Annotated in this window: 14 protein-coding genes and 2 tRNA genes; 11 read left to right on the top strand and 5 right to left on the bottom strand. The window is 73.0% G+C overall.

Going from position 1 to position 13792, the window contains the following annotated elements; all coding sequences use genetic code 11:
- Nucleotides 1-24: 24 nt before the first annotated feature.
- Together AB0O40_RS00135 and AB0O40_RS00140 are read left to right on the top strand one after the other, a co-directional pair.
- Entirely contained in the window at nt 25-459 is a 435-nt protein-coding gene (locus AB0O40_RS00135; RefSeq protein WP_365033965.1) for a hypothetical protein, read from the top strand.
- A gap of 69 nt (nt 460-528) precedes the next feature.
- Nucleotides 529-693 carry a hypothetical protein gene (locus tag AB0O40_RS00140; protein WP_365033967.1) on the top strand — a complete coding sequence of 55 codons (165 nt, stop codon included), beginning with the start codon at nt 529-531 and terminating at the stop codon, nt 691-693.
- A 16-nt stretch (nt 694-709) separates the two neighbouring features.
- Here the strand turns inward: AB0O40_RS00140 and AB0O40_RS00145 are convergent, their stop codons facing one another.
- Nucleotides 710-1267 (bottom strand): CGNR zinc finger domain-containing protein, encoded by a 558-nt coding sequence (locus tag AB0O40_RS00145; protein WP_365033969.1) that lies wholly within the window; start codon nt 1265-1267, stop codon nt 710-712.
- A gap of 203 nt (nt 1268-1470) precedes the next feature.
- Nucleotides 1471-1884 carry an SsgA family sporulation/cell division regulator gene (locus AB0O40_RS00150; RefSeq protein WP_004002642.1) on the bottom strand — a complete coding sequence of 138 codons (414 nt, stop codon included), beginning with the start codon at nt 1882-1884 and terminating at the stop codon, nt 1471-1473.
- Between the two features lie 177 nt (nt 1885-2061).
- On the opposite strand from AB0O40_RS00150, the gene AB0O40_RS00155 reads away from it, so the two are divergent.
- Nucleotides 2062-2502, top strand: a complete 441-nt coding sequence (locus AB0O40_RS00155) for a TIGR02611 family protein (protein ID WP_365033971.1) — start codon at nt 2062-2064, stop codon at nt 2500-2502.
- Nucleotides 2503-2579: 77 nt separating this feature from the next.
- Nucleotides 2580-2651: transfer RNA gene (locus AB0O40_RS00160), tRNA-Val, on the top strand.
- A 61-nt stretch (nt 2652-2712) separates the two neighbouring features.
- On the opposite strand, the gene AB0O40_RS00165 is transcribed toward AB0O40_RS00160, so the two are convergent.
- Nucleotides 2713-5178 (bottom strand): hypothetical protein, encoded by a 2466-nt coding sequence (locus AB0O40_RS00165; protein WP_365033973.1) that lies wholly within the window; start codon nt 5176-5178, stop codon nt 2713-2715.
- Nucleotides 5179-5305: 127 nt separating this feature from the next.
- On the opposite strand from AB0O40_RS00165, the gene AB0O40_RS00170 reads away from it, so the two are divergent.
- Both AB0O40_RS00170 and AB0O40_RS00175 read left to right on the top strand, forming a co-directional pair.
- A complete protein-coding gene (locus AB0O40_RS00170) occupies nt 5306-5800 on the top strand; it encodes an SRPBCC family protein (RefSeq protein WP_365033975.1) in 495 nt (164 codons plus the stop codon).
- 39 nt (nt 5801-5839) lie between these two features.
- Nucleotides 5840-5911, top strand: a tRNA-Val gene (locus AB0O40_RS00175).
- An 81-nt stretch (nt 5912-5992) separates the two neighbouring features.
- On the opposite strand, the gene AB0O40_RS00180 is transcribed toward AB0O40_RS00175, so the two are convergent.
- On the bottom strand, nt 5993-6718 hold the full coding sequence (locus tag AB0O40_RS00180; RefSeq protein WP_365033977.1) for a 3'-5' exonuclease: 726 nt from the start codon (nt 6716-6718) through the stop codon (nt 5993-5995).
- A 205-nt stretch (nt 6719-6923) separates the two neighbouring features.
- On the opposite strand from AB0O40_RS00180, the gene AB0O40_RS00185 reads away from it, so the two are divergent.
- The 5 genes from AB0O40_RS00185 to AB0O40_RS00205 all read left to right on the top strand — a co-directional run bounded on the left by AB0O40_RS00185 (nt 6924) and on the right by AB0O40_RS00205 (nt 11914).
- Complete coding sequence (locus AB0O40_RS00185; RefSeq protein WP_365033978.1) at nt 6924-7469, top strand: DUF4365 domain-containing protein; 546 nt, start codon at nt 6924-6926, stop codon at nt 7467-7469.
- Nucleotides 7469-8674 (top strand): hypothetical protein, encoded by a 1206-nt coding sequence (locus AB0O40_RS00190; RefSeq protein WP_365033980.1) that lies wholly within the window; start codon nt 7469-7471, stop codon nt 8672-8674. Before AB0O40_RS00185 ends, AB0O40_RS00190 begins: the two co-directional genes overlap by 1 nt.
- Nucleotides 8675-8794: 120 nt before the next feature.
- On the top strand, nt 8795-10771 hold the full coding sequence (gene thrS, locus AB0O40_RS00195; RefSeq protein WP_365033982.1) for a threonine--tRNA ligase: 1977 nt from the start codon (nt 8795-8797) through the stop codon (nt 10769-10771).
- A gap of 67 nt (nt 10772-10838) precedes the next feature.
- Nucleotides 10839-11399: an HIT domain-containing protein gene (locus tag AB0O40_RS00200; protein ID WP_365033984.1), complete on the top strand. Its 561-nt coding sequence runs from the start codon at nt 10839-10841 to the stop codon at nt 11397-11399.
- Complete coding sequence (locus AB0O40_RS00205) at nt 11399-11914, top strand: GNAT family N-acetyltransferase (RefSeq protein WP_365033986.1); 516 nt, start codon at nt 11399-11401, stop codon at nt 11912-11914. The genes AB0O40_RS00200 and AB0O40_RS00205 overlap by 1 nt, the downstream gene beginning before the upstream one ends.
- Nucleotides 11915-11991: 77 nt before the next feature.
- Here the strand turns inward: AB0O40_RS00205 and AB0O40_RS00210 are convergent, their stop codons facing one another.
- A complete protein-coding gene (locus AB0O40_RS00210; protein ID WP_365033988.1) occupies nt 11992-13656 on the bottom strand; it encodes a DUF3784 domain-containing protein in 1665 nt (554 codons plus the stop codon).
- Between the last annotated feature and the right edge of the window lie 136 nt (nt 13657-13792).

Raw genomic sequence — 13792 nt, forward strand, 5'->3', positions numbered from 1 at the left:
CGCAGACAGACCTGGAGGCCCGCCATGCTCGCCGAGACCATCTGTTCCGCGGTGTCCGCGGCCGGCCTGGGCATCGCCGCGCTGACCGCCTACCGCAAGCGGTTCCTCGCGGCCACCCGCATCGCGGCCTACGCCCTGGTCCCGCTCGGCCTGGTGATGACCGGCGTGGTCGACTGGCTCGCGGGGATCGTTTTCAAGCCGACCGTCTGGATCGGCTTCGGCGTCCTCGGCCTGGCCTGGCTGCTCTTCATGACGACCCGCGCGATAGAACGCCGCGGCCGCCCCGCCGCCGACCCGGCCGTCGAAGCCGCCCCGCGCACCCGCTCCCGCAAACCCACCACCCCCGCAGCCGTCGCCCCCGCCGCCTCCACCCCGGCCGCCACCCCCCGCCCCGCCCCGGCCACCCCGGCGGATGACTTCTCCGACATCGAAGCGATTCTGAAGAAGCACGGAATATGACGAACTCCCGCCTGAAAGCGGGCGTGTTGGTCACGGGTGGGTGGTGGGCTGCGCCATCATTCGCCCGAGATGCCCGACACTTCGCGGGGCGAGCCCGCCATCCCGGTCCCGGTTGACGAGGACCAGCAGCGCGGCTGCCTCTTCGCGCTCTCCCAGCCGCCGTTGATGATCTTCCTGACGGTGATCGGCACCCTGCTGCTGCTCGCTGCCACGCACGACCTCTTCCTGCTCTGAAGGGGCCGGCGGGCGGCTACTCGGCGGCTTCCTTGCGGCGCGCCCGGTACGCGGCCACGTGCAGCCGGTTGCCGCAGGTGCGGCTGTCGCAGTAGCGGCGCGAGCGGTTGCGGGAGAGGTCCACGAAGGCCCGCCGGCAGTCCGGCGCCTCGCAGCGGCGCAGCCGCTCCCGCTCGCCGGAGACCACGATGAAGGCCAGCGCCATCCCGCAGTCCGCCGCGATGTGGTCCCCGACGGAGGCGCCGGGGGCGAAGTAGTGCACGTGCCAGTCGTAGCCGTCGTGGTCGGTCAGCCGGGGCGTGGTGCCCGCCGCCGCGACCAGGTCGTTGATCACTCCGGCGGCGATCCGGGCCGACTCGGCACCGAAGACCTGGGCGAAGCGCCCGCGCACGGTCCGCACCCCGGCCAGGTCGCGGGCGCCGAGGTCGCCGACGTCGCTGATGTCGTGCTGCCGCACGAAGGCGCGCAGCGCCGCCACGTCCGACAGGGCGTCGGGCTCCCCGGGCTCGGGGGAGGTGTTCACCAGATCGACGACGACATCGAGTGCCTTACGTGTGTCGTGGGGGATCTGCATGGGGTTCTCGCTCCCTGGGGACCGCGGCCGGCGGACCGGTGCCCGCGCCGATGTGGCCGAACTGTAGCGGTTCCCTCAAAAAGCGCACCGGCGCCGTCCTCGCGGGTGGCTCCCGCGGGGACAGCGCCGGCACTGCCGTATGTGGTTGTCCAGCTCGCACCGTCGCCCCGAGTCGGACGGTGCCGGGCCGCTCTCGGCCTGGCTCAGCTCTCCGCCAGGATGTGGGAGAGCTCCTGATCCAGGTCGAAGTGGCGATGCTCGGTGCCGGGTGGCACCGCGGCGTCGGTCCGCTTCAGGAACGATTCCAGCGCCCTCGCGGGTGCTTCCAGCAGGGCTTCTCCCTCCGGTGAGCTCAGGGCGATGCACACGACGCCCTGACCGTGGCTGCGGGACGGCCAGACCCGGACGTCTCCGGTACCGGTGGGCCGGTGCAGGCCCTCGGCGAGGAGATCGCGGGCGAACACCCACTCGACCGTCTCCTCGGCGCCGGTGTGGAAGGTGGCGTGCACGGCGTAGGGATCGGCCGTGTCATACCGCAGGCCCGCGGGAACAGGCAGTGAGGACTCGCTCGACACAACGAGGCGCAGGTGCAGCTCGCAGCTGACCGTGGTGTTCATAAGCGCCAGGGCCTTTCGCTCAGTGTGCGCTCGGGGATTCGCACGTCGGCGAAATCGACATGCCACCTACGGTGCCGTTGTAAACCCCTCTGACCGTTTTGCGGGCCTTCAGGTCCCTCAGACGGCGGATCCCGCACCCCGTTCACCTGTGCTGAGAGCTCCGGTAAATTGTTTCCCATGAATACGGGGAGTAACGGTCAGGCAGACGCTGCCAGCCCGACCGCGGAGAACGAGAACGACACGGCAGCGGCGCTCGGCTCGCGGGCGCCCGCTTTCATCCAGGCCCGCCGCAGCCTGCACCTGCCCTGGCAGGTCGGCGTCTTCATCGTCGGCCTCGCCGTCGTGGTGCTGGGCATCGTCATGCTCCCGCTGCCCGGCCCCGGCTGGCTGGTGATCTTCGCCGGCATGGCGATCTGGGCCACCGAGTTCGTCTGGGCCCAGCTCGTCCTGCGCTGGACCAAGCGCAAGGTCACCGAGGCCGCCCAGCGCGCCCTCGACCCCAAGGTCCGCCGCCGCAACATCACCCTGACGGCCGTAGGACTGGTGATCACCGGCACCCTGCTCGGCATCTACTTCTGGAAGTTCGGCTTCGCCATGCCGTGGAACATCGGCGAATGACCGCCGGCGCCTGACCCCACCAGGACCGGGACGGTCCTGAGCACCCGCTGACATGCGGTAATGTTTGCGGTGTGCCCGGGCGATTAGCTCAGCGGGAGAGCACTTCGTTCACACCGAAGGGGTCACTGGTTCGATCCCAGTATCGCCCACCCGGGACCGAAGGCCCGGAGATTCGAAAGAGTCTCCGGGCCTTCGGCGTTCCCGCCCCCGCTACCGCATCCGGCCCACCGCCGCCCGCAGCCGCCGCGCATCCCGCAGCCGCGCCTCGTACGTCGCCCCCACCGCCAGCAGCAGCAGCCCCGCCAGCGCCAGCGGCACCCACCGCGGCAGCCCGGCCACCGCCGCCATCACGTACGGCGCCAGCTCGTGCAGCGCGACCAGGCCCAGCGCGCCCCCGCCCAGCACCAGCGGCGCCTGCAGCCGGCGCACCGCGCCCGCCACCGTCACCGCCAGGGCGCCCAGCCCCAGCAGCAGCGGCCGGGACCACCCCTGGTCGCCGCCCCACAGGGCCAGCACGCTCGGCACCAGCGTCAGCCCCAGGCCCGGGCCGTACGCCGCCCAGGACGAAGCCTCGCGGTCCCGGCGCCGCCGCACCAGCCCCACCGCCAGCGCCGCCAGCGAGACCGGCAGCGTGTACGCCTCCGGGACCGTGACCCCCGCCGCCGCCAGCCGCACCCAGGCGGCCAGGACGAACAGCACCCCCGCCACGTACCCGGCCGGCCGCCGGTCCGCCCGTACCGCCGTCCCCGCGCAGACCACCCCGCACAGGCCCAGCGCCAGCGACAGCACCGCCGTGTCCGGCCGGGCCAGACCCAGCGCCAGCACCATCGCCCCCGCACCGGCCACCTCCGCCGGCACCAGCGCGGCCCGCGGCAGCCGGACCGCCGCCCCCGCCACCACCGCGGGCACCACCAGCACCAGCACCGCGCACCACGGCACCGCCAGCCCGGCCACCCGGCCCACCGCCACCAGCAGCCCGCAGCCCCAGACCACCGCCGCCACCGCCGCCGGAGCCACCGCCCAGCCCGGCGCCCCGCGCCGCACCGCACCGGCCGCGAACAGCAGCGCGAACGCCCCCAGCACCACCGGCGTGGCCCCGCGCTCCGCCAGCGCCAGCACGGACGTGCTCACCGCACCGGCCAGCGCACACACCCCGCCCGCCACCGCGACCGGCCGCACCACCGGCCACAGCGCCACCCCGGCCGCCACCGCCACCACCAGCACCTGACCGCCCAGCACCACCCCGTACGGCGCCCGCACCGCCACCGGCAGCACGAACACCCCCGCCCAGGCCAGCACCCACGCCACCGGCGCCAGCTCGGCCCGCACCGCCCGGAACCGGTACGCCACCGCCGCAACCACCAGCAGCACCACCGGCGCCGCCGCGGCCCCCGACCACACCCCGGCATCCAGCACCGGCACCCGGCCCCGCCACACCTCGTCCAGCACACCCGCCGGAGCGAACAGCACCCACGCCACCACCGGCACCGCCGACAGCACCGTCACCACCAGCACCGAGACCCCGGCCGCCAGCAGCCCGCGACGCACCGCCGGCCGCCCCGCCCGACCCCGCACGAACAGCAACGGCACCGCACAGAAGAGGTAGGGGAGCGCCGCCCAGCCCCCCTCGACCAGCGACCGCACCACCCCCGCCGGACCCGCCACCGCGGCCCAGCCGGCCACCAGAGCCAGCGCCACCGCACCCGAAGCCCACGGATCGGCGACCGGGGCCGCCGCACCGTCGGAAGGCCGCGCCCCCGACTCCACCGGAGCCACCCGCACCGCAACCGCCCACGCCACCACCGCACCCGCCAGCAGCACCGCCCCCGCCGACGCCGCGCCCGCAGGACCCGCGGCCCCCGCCGACTCCACCAACGCCGCCAACAGCGCCCAGCCGCCCAGCAGCCCACCCGACACCGCCGCCAGCACCCCGGCCACCCGGAGCCCGGCCCGCGGACCCGACCGGCCCCGCACCGCCAACGCCACCACCGCGTCCAGCGCCGCCGTACCCAGCACCGCCCACGCCAGACCCAGCACCGGCACCCCGGCCGCCACCGCACCCAGCGGCAACGGCAGCTGCGCCGCCAGCACCGCCGCCGGCAACGGCAGCCGCAGCCCCCGCAGCCACAGCCCGTACCCCGACCACAGCGCCGCCAGCACCCCCGCCGCACCCGCCGTGTACGCCGGCCCGTCCGAACCCGGCCACGCCACCCGGTACAACGCGTACGCGTCCAGAGCCGTCAGCACCAGGCCCAGCCCCGCCACCGCCTCCGCCGTCGACCCGAGCCCCCGGCGCGACAAGACCACCGGAGCACCCAGCGCGGCCGCCGTGACCACCCCGAGCACCGCAGCCCGGCCCGCGATCCCCATCGAGCCCCAGCTCACCACCGTGAACGCCACCGCGGCCACCGCCAGCAGCACCGCCCCCAGCACCAGCAGGACGTTCTGAGCCCCCCGGCCCGACACCTCCCGGCCGCCCGCGGCGACCTCCCGCGGCGCCCACCCGGGCCCCGCACCGGGCACCGGCACCGGTGCCGCCACCGGCACCGCCCCGGCCCGCAACACGTGCAACAGCCACGTCCGGCGAGCCACCAACTGCGCGCGCCGCGCGTCCAGTCGGACCAGCTCCCGGTCGATCAGTACCAGCTCCTCGGCCGGCGGCGGAACATTCTCCATGCCCGGAGTGTGGCGCCGCTCACGCGCCCCGGACATGGGTGCGGGTACTCAGATCCCCATGAGTAGGGACCGGCGGACACCCCGTAAGCACCCCCACCGCACACCCCTGCGGAGCACACTGGAGCACATGGACCCCCCGCGCCGGACCGAGCCCGGCCGCCACCGCCCCACCCACTTCCGCTTCCACAGCGAATGGCACCTCCCCGCGGCCCCCGACCGGGTCTTCACCGTCCTCGCCGACGCCGAGCACTACCCCCGCTGGTGGCCCCAGGTCCGCTCCGTCACCCCCGAAGGACCCCGCGCCGGCACCGCCCGCTTCCGCTCCGTCCTCCCGTACGACCTCGTCGTCCGCGCCACCGAACGACGGCGCGACCCCGCCACCGGGATCCTGGAGATCGGCATGACCGGCGACCTCGACGGCTGGGCCCGCTGGACCCTGCGCCCCGACGGCACCGGCGGCACCCTCGCCCGCTACGACCAGGAAGTCGACGTCCGCAAGCCCCTCATGCGCCGGCTCGCCACCCCCGGCCGGCCCCTCTTCCGCCTCAACCACGCGCTGATGATGCGCGCCGGACGCCGGGGCCTGACCCGCCTCCTGACCACCGGCCGGGACGCGGTTTGAACCCACCCCCTCGGCACCTGTATTGTTCAGTGCGTTCCCGGGCGATTAGCTCAGCGGGAGAGCACTTCGTTCACACCGAAGGGGTCACTGGTTCGATCCCAGTATCGCCCACCGGGATGAGGCCGGTCCGTCACAGACGGACCGGCCTCGCTCATTCCCCCACCCCCGGAACACCCCGCGGAACACTCCGCCTCAGGCCGCCGCCGGCACCTCCGGACGCAACGGCCAGTGCGGATCCACCGGCTCCGGCGAGCCGTTCCGCGCGAACCACGCCTGCAACCCCCGCGCCTGCGCCGCATGCCACACCGCCTGCAGCGAATGCAGCTCCGCCGGCGACAACCGCTCCAGCCGCGCCGCGAACCGCCGCCCCACCGCCCGCACCACCTCCAACGACGCCACCGCGTCCTCCGCCGCGTCGTGCGCGCCGTCCAGCGCTATCCCGTAATGCGCACACAGGTCCGTCAGCGTCCGCCGCCCCTTGCGGTACCGGTCCAGGTGCTTGTCCAGCACCCGCGGATCCAGCACCGTCAACGGCCGGCTGTCCAGGTACCGCGACAACGACGACGCCCGGTGCCGCCGCAACTCCCGGTCCAGCAACGTCAGATCGAACGGGGCGTTCATCACCACCAACGGCCGCCCCGCCGCCGACTGCTCCGCCAGCGTCCTGGCTATCTCCTCCACCACCGGCGCCGGCCACCGGCCGTTGTGCTGAAGGTGCTCCTCCGTCAGACCGTGCACGTCCGTCGCCTCCCGCGGCACCGGAATGCCCGGATTCACCAGCCAGCGCGTCGCCCGCACCCGGCCCCCCGCGCACTCCTGCACGACGACGGCGGCCGACACGATCCGGTCCCGCTCGACGTCCACCCCGGTGGTCTCGGTGTCAAAGGCCGCCAACGGCCCCTCGTACCAGCGCGTCATGTCCGAACTCCTCGTCCCCGATCGGCAGATGGCACGCGCCTCGAACCGGCCACCACTGCCCGAGAGCGTGATACCCGGCCCCCCGGCGCCGTACGCCGTTTGCACACCCCCCACCGCGGAGACAACACCAGTGGGGGACCGTACAACTGAACGGTCGTCATGGAATCGGGGGCACACCCGGCAGCACGAAGGGGCACGGGCAGCCATGGCGCTCGCACAGCCCGAGCGGACGGAGCCGCTGCGGGGCAACCTCGCCACCACCGCCTGCATGGAAACCCTCCAGGTGGGATACCTGCACGCCGTCGCCGCCGCGGCCGGCTGCTCCCTCTCCCAGCCCTTCCCGGACAACGGCATCGACTGGCACGTCAGCCACGGCTCGCCCCGGCACACCATCGACGACGAGGTCACCATCAAGGTCCAGCTCAAGGCCACCTACCAGGTCGCCCCCCGGCCGCCCGGCGCCAGCTTCGCCTTCAGCCTCGACAACGACCACCTGGTCAAGCTCGCCCGCGAACCCGTCGCCGTCCACAAGATCCTGGTCGTCATGCTCGTCCCCCGCTCCCGCGACGACTGGCTCAGAGCCGGCCACGACGACCTCGGCCTGCGGCACTGCTGCTACTGGACCAACCTCGCCGGCCACCCCGTGACCGGCCGCACCCGCACCACCGTCCGGATACCCACCACGCGGATCTTCGACGACCGCGCACTCTGCGAGATCATGACCCGCGTCGGGGTCGGAGGGAGACCGTGATGCACCCCCAACCGCACCCCGTCCCGGCCCTGACCGAAGGCGGACTCCGCGGACCCTCCCCCCAGGAGGTCGACCCCCGCGTCCTCGGCGCGCTGCTGCACCGGCACGGCTGGCAGCGCCGCGGCGGCGCCGCCGGCGCCTACGCCCGCTGGACCCCGCCCGGCACCGGCACCCCCAGCCTCCTCGTCCCCGAGACCACCGCCTTCCCCGACAGCGAGGACCTGCTCGGCGAAGCCCTCACCGCCCTCGCCCGCAGCCCGCTGCCGGCCGCCCGGGAAGTCCTCTACGGCCTCACCATCCCCAGCGACGAGGTCCGCTGGACCCGCGACCTGCCCCCCGGCCTGCGCGAGGACTCCTCCTGGAACAGCCAGGAACGCCTGCGCGCCGCCGCCCGCCAGCTCCTCCTCGCCGGCGCCCTCGCCGACCGCGCCCCCGCCGGCTACCACGGCGCCCGGCACCGCGCCCAGGCCGAGCACACCCTCACCGACGTCCTCGTCGGCCCCGCACCCGGCGGCCGCAAACTCACCGCCTTCGTCCCCGTCGGCCACGGCCGCGGCACCGTCGTCCAGCTCCACCACGCCCTGCACGCCGCCCGCGAGGCCATCGACTACCGCCGGGCCACCGGCGGCATGGAAGCCTTCGACGCCGCCGTCCAGGCCGGCGTCAGCCGCGAGCTCACCGACGCCCTGATCGCCCTGGTCAGCGGCACCGAAGGCGCCCGCATCGCCCTCGCCTGGGCCCCCGCCGCCGGCACCCCCGCCGGCTGCGCCGCCCGCCCCGAGCCCGTCGACTTCTCCCCGGGCGACCTGCCCCTGCTCCGCGAGGCCGGCACCCGCTACACCCGCGACGAACCCGCCGTCACCGTCCGCATCGCCGGCGCCGTCGTCCGGATGCGCCGCTCCGCCGCCCGCGGCGGCGGCACCGTACGCCTCAAGGTCCTCGCCGGGGCCGAGGTGCCCTGGGTCCGCGTCCTCCTCGACGAAGAGGCCTACCAGGTCGCCGGCCACGCCCACCTCGTCGGCCTGCCGGTCCGCCTCTCCGGCCGGCTCCAGCGCCGCGGCGGCTTCCGGCGCCTGACCGAGGCCCGGGACGTCACCCCCGTACCGCTGGACGAAATGGAACGCGACCGCCTGATGAAGTCCCTCCAGGGCCAGGACGAGACCATCGACTTCTTCGGGGAGGCCTGCGGCGAGGACACCGACTGACACGACCGCGGCAGGACCGATCCGGAACGCGCTTAACCGTTTCGCGGCCGACCCCCGGGGCTCGGTACGATTCAGGCGCGCAGTGTCCGCTGTCGCACCCCCCGATGTCAGGAGAGACCGGTGTCAGACGTCCGTGTGATCATCCAACGCGATTCCGAGCGGGAAGAGCGCGTGGTGACCACGGGCACGACTGCGGCGGACCTCTTCCCCGGCGAGCGCACCGTCATCGCCGCGCGCGTCGCGGGCGAGCTGAAGGACCTCTCCTATGAGGTCGCGGACGGCGAGACCGTCGAGCCGGTGGAGATCTCCTCCGAGGACGGCCTCAACATCCTGCGCCACTCGACCGCGCACGTCATGGCGCAGGCCGTGCAGGAGCTCTTCCCCGAGGCCAAGCTGGGCATCGGCCCGCCGGTCCGGGACGGCTTCTACTACGACTTCGACGTGGCCAAGCCCTTCACCCCCGATGATCTGAAGACCATCGAGAAGAAGATGCAGGAGATCCAGAAGCGGGGCCAGAAGTTCGCCCGCCGCGTGGTCACCGACGAGGCCGCCCGCGAGGAGCTGGCCGACGAGCCGTACAAGCTCGAGCTGATCGGCATCAAGGGCTCGGCCTCCACCGACGACGGCGCGGACGTCGAGGTGGGCGGCGGCGAGCTGACCATCTACGACAACCTGGACGCCAAGACCGGCGAGCTGTGCTGGAAGGACCTCTGCCGCGGCCCGCACCTGCCCACCACCCGGAACATCCCGGCGTTCAAGCTGATGCGCAACGCCGCCGCGTACTGGCGCGGCAGCGAGAAAAACCCGATGCTGCAGCGCATCTACGGCACCGCGTGGCCGTCGAAGGACGAGCTCAAGGCCCACCTCGACTTCCTCGCCGAGGCCGAGAAGCGCGACCACCGCAAGCTGGGCAACGAGCTCGACCTCTTCTCCATCCCGGACGAGATCGGCTCCGGCCTCGCGGTCTTCCACCCCAAGGGCGGCATCATCCGCCGCACCATGGAGGACTACTCGCGCCGCCGGCATGAGGAGGAGGGCTACGAGTTCGTCTACTCCCCGCACGCCACCAAGGGCGCCCTCTTCGAGAAGAGCGGACACCTGGACTGGTACGCGGAGGGCATGTACCCCCCCATGCAGCTCGACGGTGGTACCGACTACTACCTCAAGCCCATGAACTGCCCGATGCACAACCTGATCTTCGACGCCCGCGGCCGCTCGTACCGCGAGCTGCCCCTGCGGCTGTTCGAGTTCGGCACCGTGTACCGGTACGAGAAGTCGGGCGTGGTGCACGGCCTGACCCGCGCCCGGGGCTTCACCCAGGACGACGCGCACATCTACTGCACCCGTGAGCAGATGGCGGAGGAGCTGGACCGCACCCTCACCTTCGTGCTGAACCTGCTGCGCGACTACGGTCTGACCGACTTCTACCTGGAGCTGTCGACCAAGGACCCGGAGAAGTTCGTCGGCTCGGACGAGGTCTGGGAGGAGGCCACCGCGGTCCTCCAGCAGGTGGCCGAGAAGCAGGGCCTCCCGCTGACCCCCGACCCGGGCGGCGCGGCCTTCTACGGCCCGAAGATCTCGGTGCAGGCGCGGGACGCGATCGGTCGTACCTGGCAGATGTCGACCGTGCAGCTGGACTTCAACCTGCCGGAGCGTTTCGACCTGGAGTACACCGCGGCGGACGGCTCCCGGCAGCGGCCGGTCATGATCCACCGGGCGCTCTTCGGGAGCATCGAGCGGTTCTTCGCCGTGCTGCTGGAGCACTACGCGGGCGCCATGCCGCCGTGGCTGGCCCCGGTCCAGGCGGTCGGCATCCCGATCGGCGACGGGCACGTCGAGTACCTGCAGGAGTTCGCCGCCGAGGCGAAGAAGAAGGGCCTGCGGGTCGAGGTGGACGCCTCCTCGGACCGGATGCAGAAGAAGATCCGCAACCACCAGAAGCTCAAGGTCCCCTTCATGATCATCGTCGGCGACGAGGACATGGCCGCGGGCACCGTCTCCTTCCGCTACCGCGACGGTTCGCAGGAGAACGGCATCCCGAAGGCCGACGCCCTGGCCAAGCTGGCCCAGGTCGTCGCGGACCGCGTACAGGTCTGACGCGCTGTGTGAAGGCCCCCGGAATCCACTTTCCGGGGGCCTTCCTCATGCCGTTCGGCAAGGTCATATGCTGCATGACATGACGACTGAGCCGGAGCAGCAGATCGGAGTGGGTGTCCAGGACGCCTTCCAGCGCCTGTGGACCCCCCACCGGATGGCCTACATCCAGGGTGAGAACAAGCCCACCGGTCCGGAGGCCGGGGACGGCTGCCCCTTCTGCTCGATCCCGGAGCTGTCCGACGAGGACGGGCTGATCGTGGCCCGTGGCAAGCACGTCTTCGCGGTGCTGAACCTCTACCCGTACAACGGCGGGCACCTGCTGACCGTCCCGTACCGGCACGTCGCCGACTACACCGAGCTGGACGGCCCCGAGACCGCCGAGCTGGCGGACCTGACCAAGCGGGCCATGGTCGCGCTGCGCAAGGCCTCGGGCGCACACGGCTTCAACATCGGGCTCAACCAGGGCAGCGCGGCCGGCGCCGGCATCGCGGCCCACCTGCACCAGCACATCGTGCCCCGCTGGGGCGGGGACGCGAACTTCATGCCGGTCATCGGGCACACCCGCGTACTGCCCCAACTGCTCGCCGACACCCGCGCGCTGCTCGCCGACGCCTGGCCGCAGGACTGATGGGGCTGCACATCCGGCCGGGCGCCCTCGCGGACGCCCCGGCCGTCCTCGGCATGCTCGACGGCGCGGTGGCGTGGATGAACGCCCGGGGCAACACCGAGCAGTGGGGGACCGTCCCGTACTCGCAGAAGCCGGGCGGGACGGAGCGGGTCGAGCGCTACCTGACGGAGAACGCGCCGTTCGTCGCGGAGCTGGCCGGGGTGCCGGCCGGGGCGCTGGTACTGGACTCCGGGCCCAGTCCGCAGATGCCGATCGAGCCGGCGGGTGAGCCGGAGCGGTACGTGCGGCTGCTGGTCACCGACCGGCGGCAGGCGGGCCGGGGCATCGGCGCGGCGCTCCTGGAGCGGGCGGCCGAGGAGGCCCGGCGGGCCGGTGTGGGCCTGTTGCGGGTGGACTGCTGGGCGGGCGGCGGGGGCGAGCTGGTGCGCTTCTACGAGCGCAGCGGCTTCGTCCGGACGGTGTCCTTCGTGTCGGGGGAGTGGCCGGGCCAGGTGCTGGCCCGGCGGATCGGCTGAGTCGGCGGGGTCCGCCTGCCGGACCCCGCCCGGAGCCGCGTACCCGCCCGCCCGGAGCTGCGTACCCGCCCCGCGCGCTACGCGTCGTACGCGTCGGCCTTGCGCGGGGAGACGTCCTGGATGAGGCCGCTGACGACCGAGGAGCGGTTGCTGAAGCGGTCGGTGTCGACGCCGTTCTCCTCGAGGACCTTCATGGCGGCGGCGTGCACCACGCGCAGGACGGGGGTGGCGGCGCGCATGGCGTCGTCGGCCATGAAGCGGTGCCGCCAGGGCTGGCCGGCCCAGACGTGCCGGACGCCGAAGGGCTCCGGGAGGACGATCTTGCCGCCGAGGAAGTTGAGGACCGGCGGGTACCAGCTGAAGAGGGCCCGGACGCCGAGGCGGACGACTTCGTTGGTGTCGCAGAGGGGTTCGACGAGCTCGACGGTCTCCCAGAAGCGGATGCTCTTGGGGACCTCGCGGGTCTTGGGGGAGGACTTGGTGGTGAAGAGGCCGTGGACCGGGCCGAGGGCGTGGCCGGTGACCTCGACGCGGAGGGTCTGGTAGAGGACGGTGACGGTGACCATCATGGTGAGGACCAGCTGGCCGTCCCAGAGGGCGAACTGGATGCCGAGGTAGTGGCGGTTCCCGCTGCCGAACTGCTGTTCGTTGCAGATGCGGGTTATCTCCTGGCTGGTGATCTGGAAGCTGTCGACGCCGTCGCCCGCGGGGCGGCTGACCTCCTTGGCGCCCTCGCCGACGGGGCTGACGATCCAGTGCTTGACCGAGGGGGTCGGGAAGCCGCCGGTGTGCAGGGGGCCGCGCTCGATCATGCGGAGCTGGTCGTGGATGGCGCGGATGACGTCCCAGCTGCGGAAGGGGTGGATCTCGGTGCCGGGGGTGCGGGGGGTGAGGTCTTCCGCCATCTGCCAGCTGCCCCAGCGGGTGCCCATGCCGAGTATGCCCTTGGGGCCGGCGTAGAAGACGCTGTTGCTGCGGTCCTCGGCGGTGAGCCGGGCGAGTTGCTGGCGCAGGTCCTCGGCGGCGCTCTCGCCGGGGTCGGTGGGGACGGCGTGCGGGATCTTGGCGCCGATGCCGTCGCCGGAGAGGAGGCCGTCCCAGCGGGCCCGCATGTCCCTGGCGCTGGCCTCGCAGATGCGGTTGGCGAGGAACCAGCCGACGGCGGGGGCGATGATCATGGCGCGGAGGTAGATGCCCCAGAAGCCGGTGAAGGGCAGCAGGAACATGAAGACGGCGGCGAGGATGCCGATGCCGACGAGGACGGCGGTGCCGATCCAGGTGGCCTTCTTGTTCTCCTTGCCGGCGAGGGTGCGGCGGAGCTGGAAGAGGACGAGCCACATCAGCAGGCCGGGCAGGAAGACCACGCCGCAGACGAACATGATGATGCGGAGCTTGCCGTCGCGCTCGCGGCGGATGCGGGAGGCCGCGAGGCAGTGCTCGACGACGGTCTGGGGTTCGGCGCCGAAGGACTGGATGACGGGCTTGCGCTTGGCGCCGAGCAGCCGGGCCTCGACGGCGGTGCAGAAGGCCTCGCCGAGGTTGGGCTTGAAGAGGGAGAGCTTGCCGTCCTTGACGACGGTCTGGTGGTAGTCGTTGTCGGCGGCCGTGATGCCCTCGACGGGGCTGTCCCGGTACGCGACGGAGGCCAGGGCGTTGGTCGCCGCGGTCTGGCCGCCGGCGCCCTGGAGCGGTACCTGTGCTCCCGGCCTGAAGTCGAAGTCGTCCGCCACCGCTGCCCCCATCACGTGCCCGGGAGGCCCCCGGCCCGCGCCGGACGCTGCCCCCTCTTGCGGCCTTTTCCCGCTCGCCCCACCCTGCACACTTCGTGACCAAGCCTATCCGCCCTGCGTACGTCCTGGTCGGGGGACGCGGAAATGC

The sequence above is a fragment of the Streptomyces sp. NPDC089919 genome (genome assembly GCF_040684615.1).
Lineage (GTDB): Bacteria > Actinomycetota > Actinomycetes > Streptomycetales > Streptomycetaceae > Streptomyces.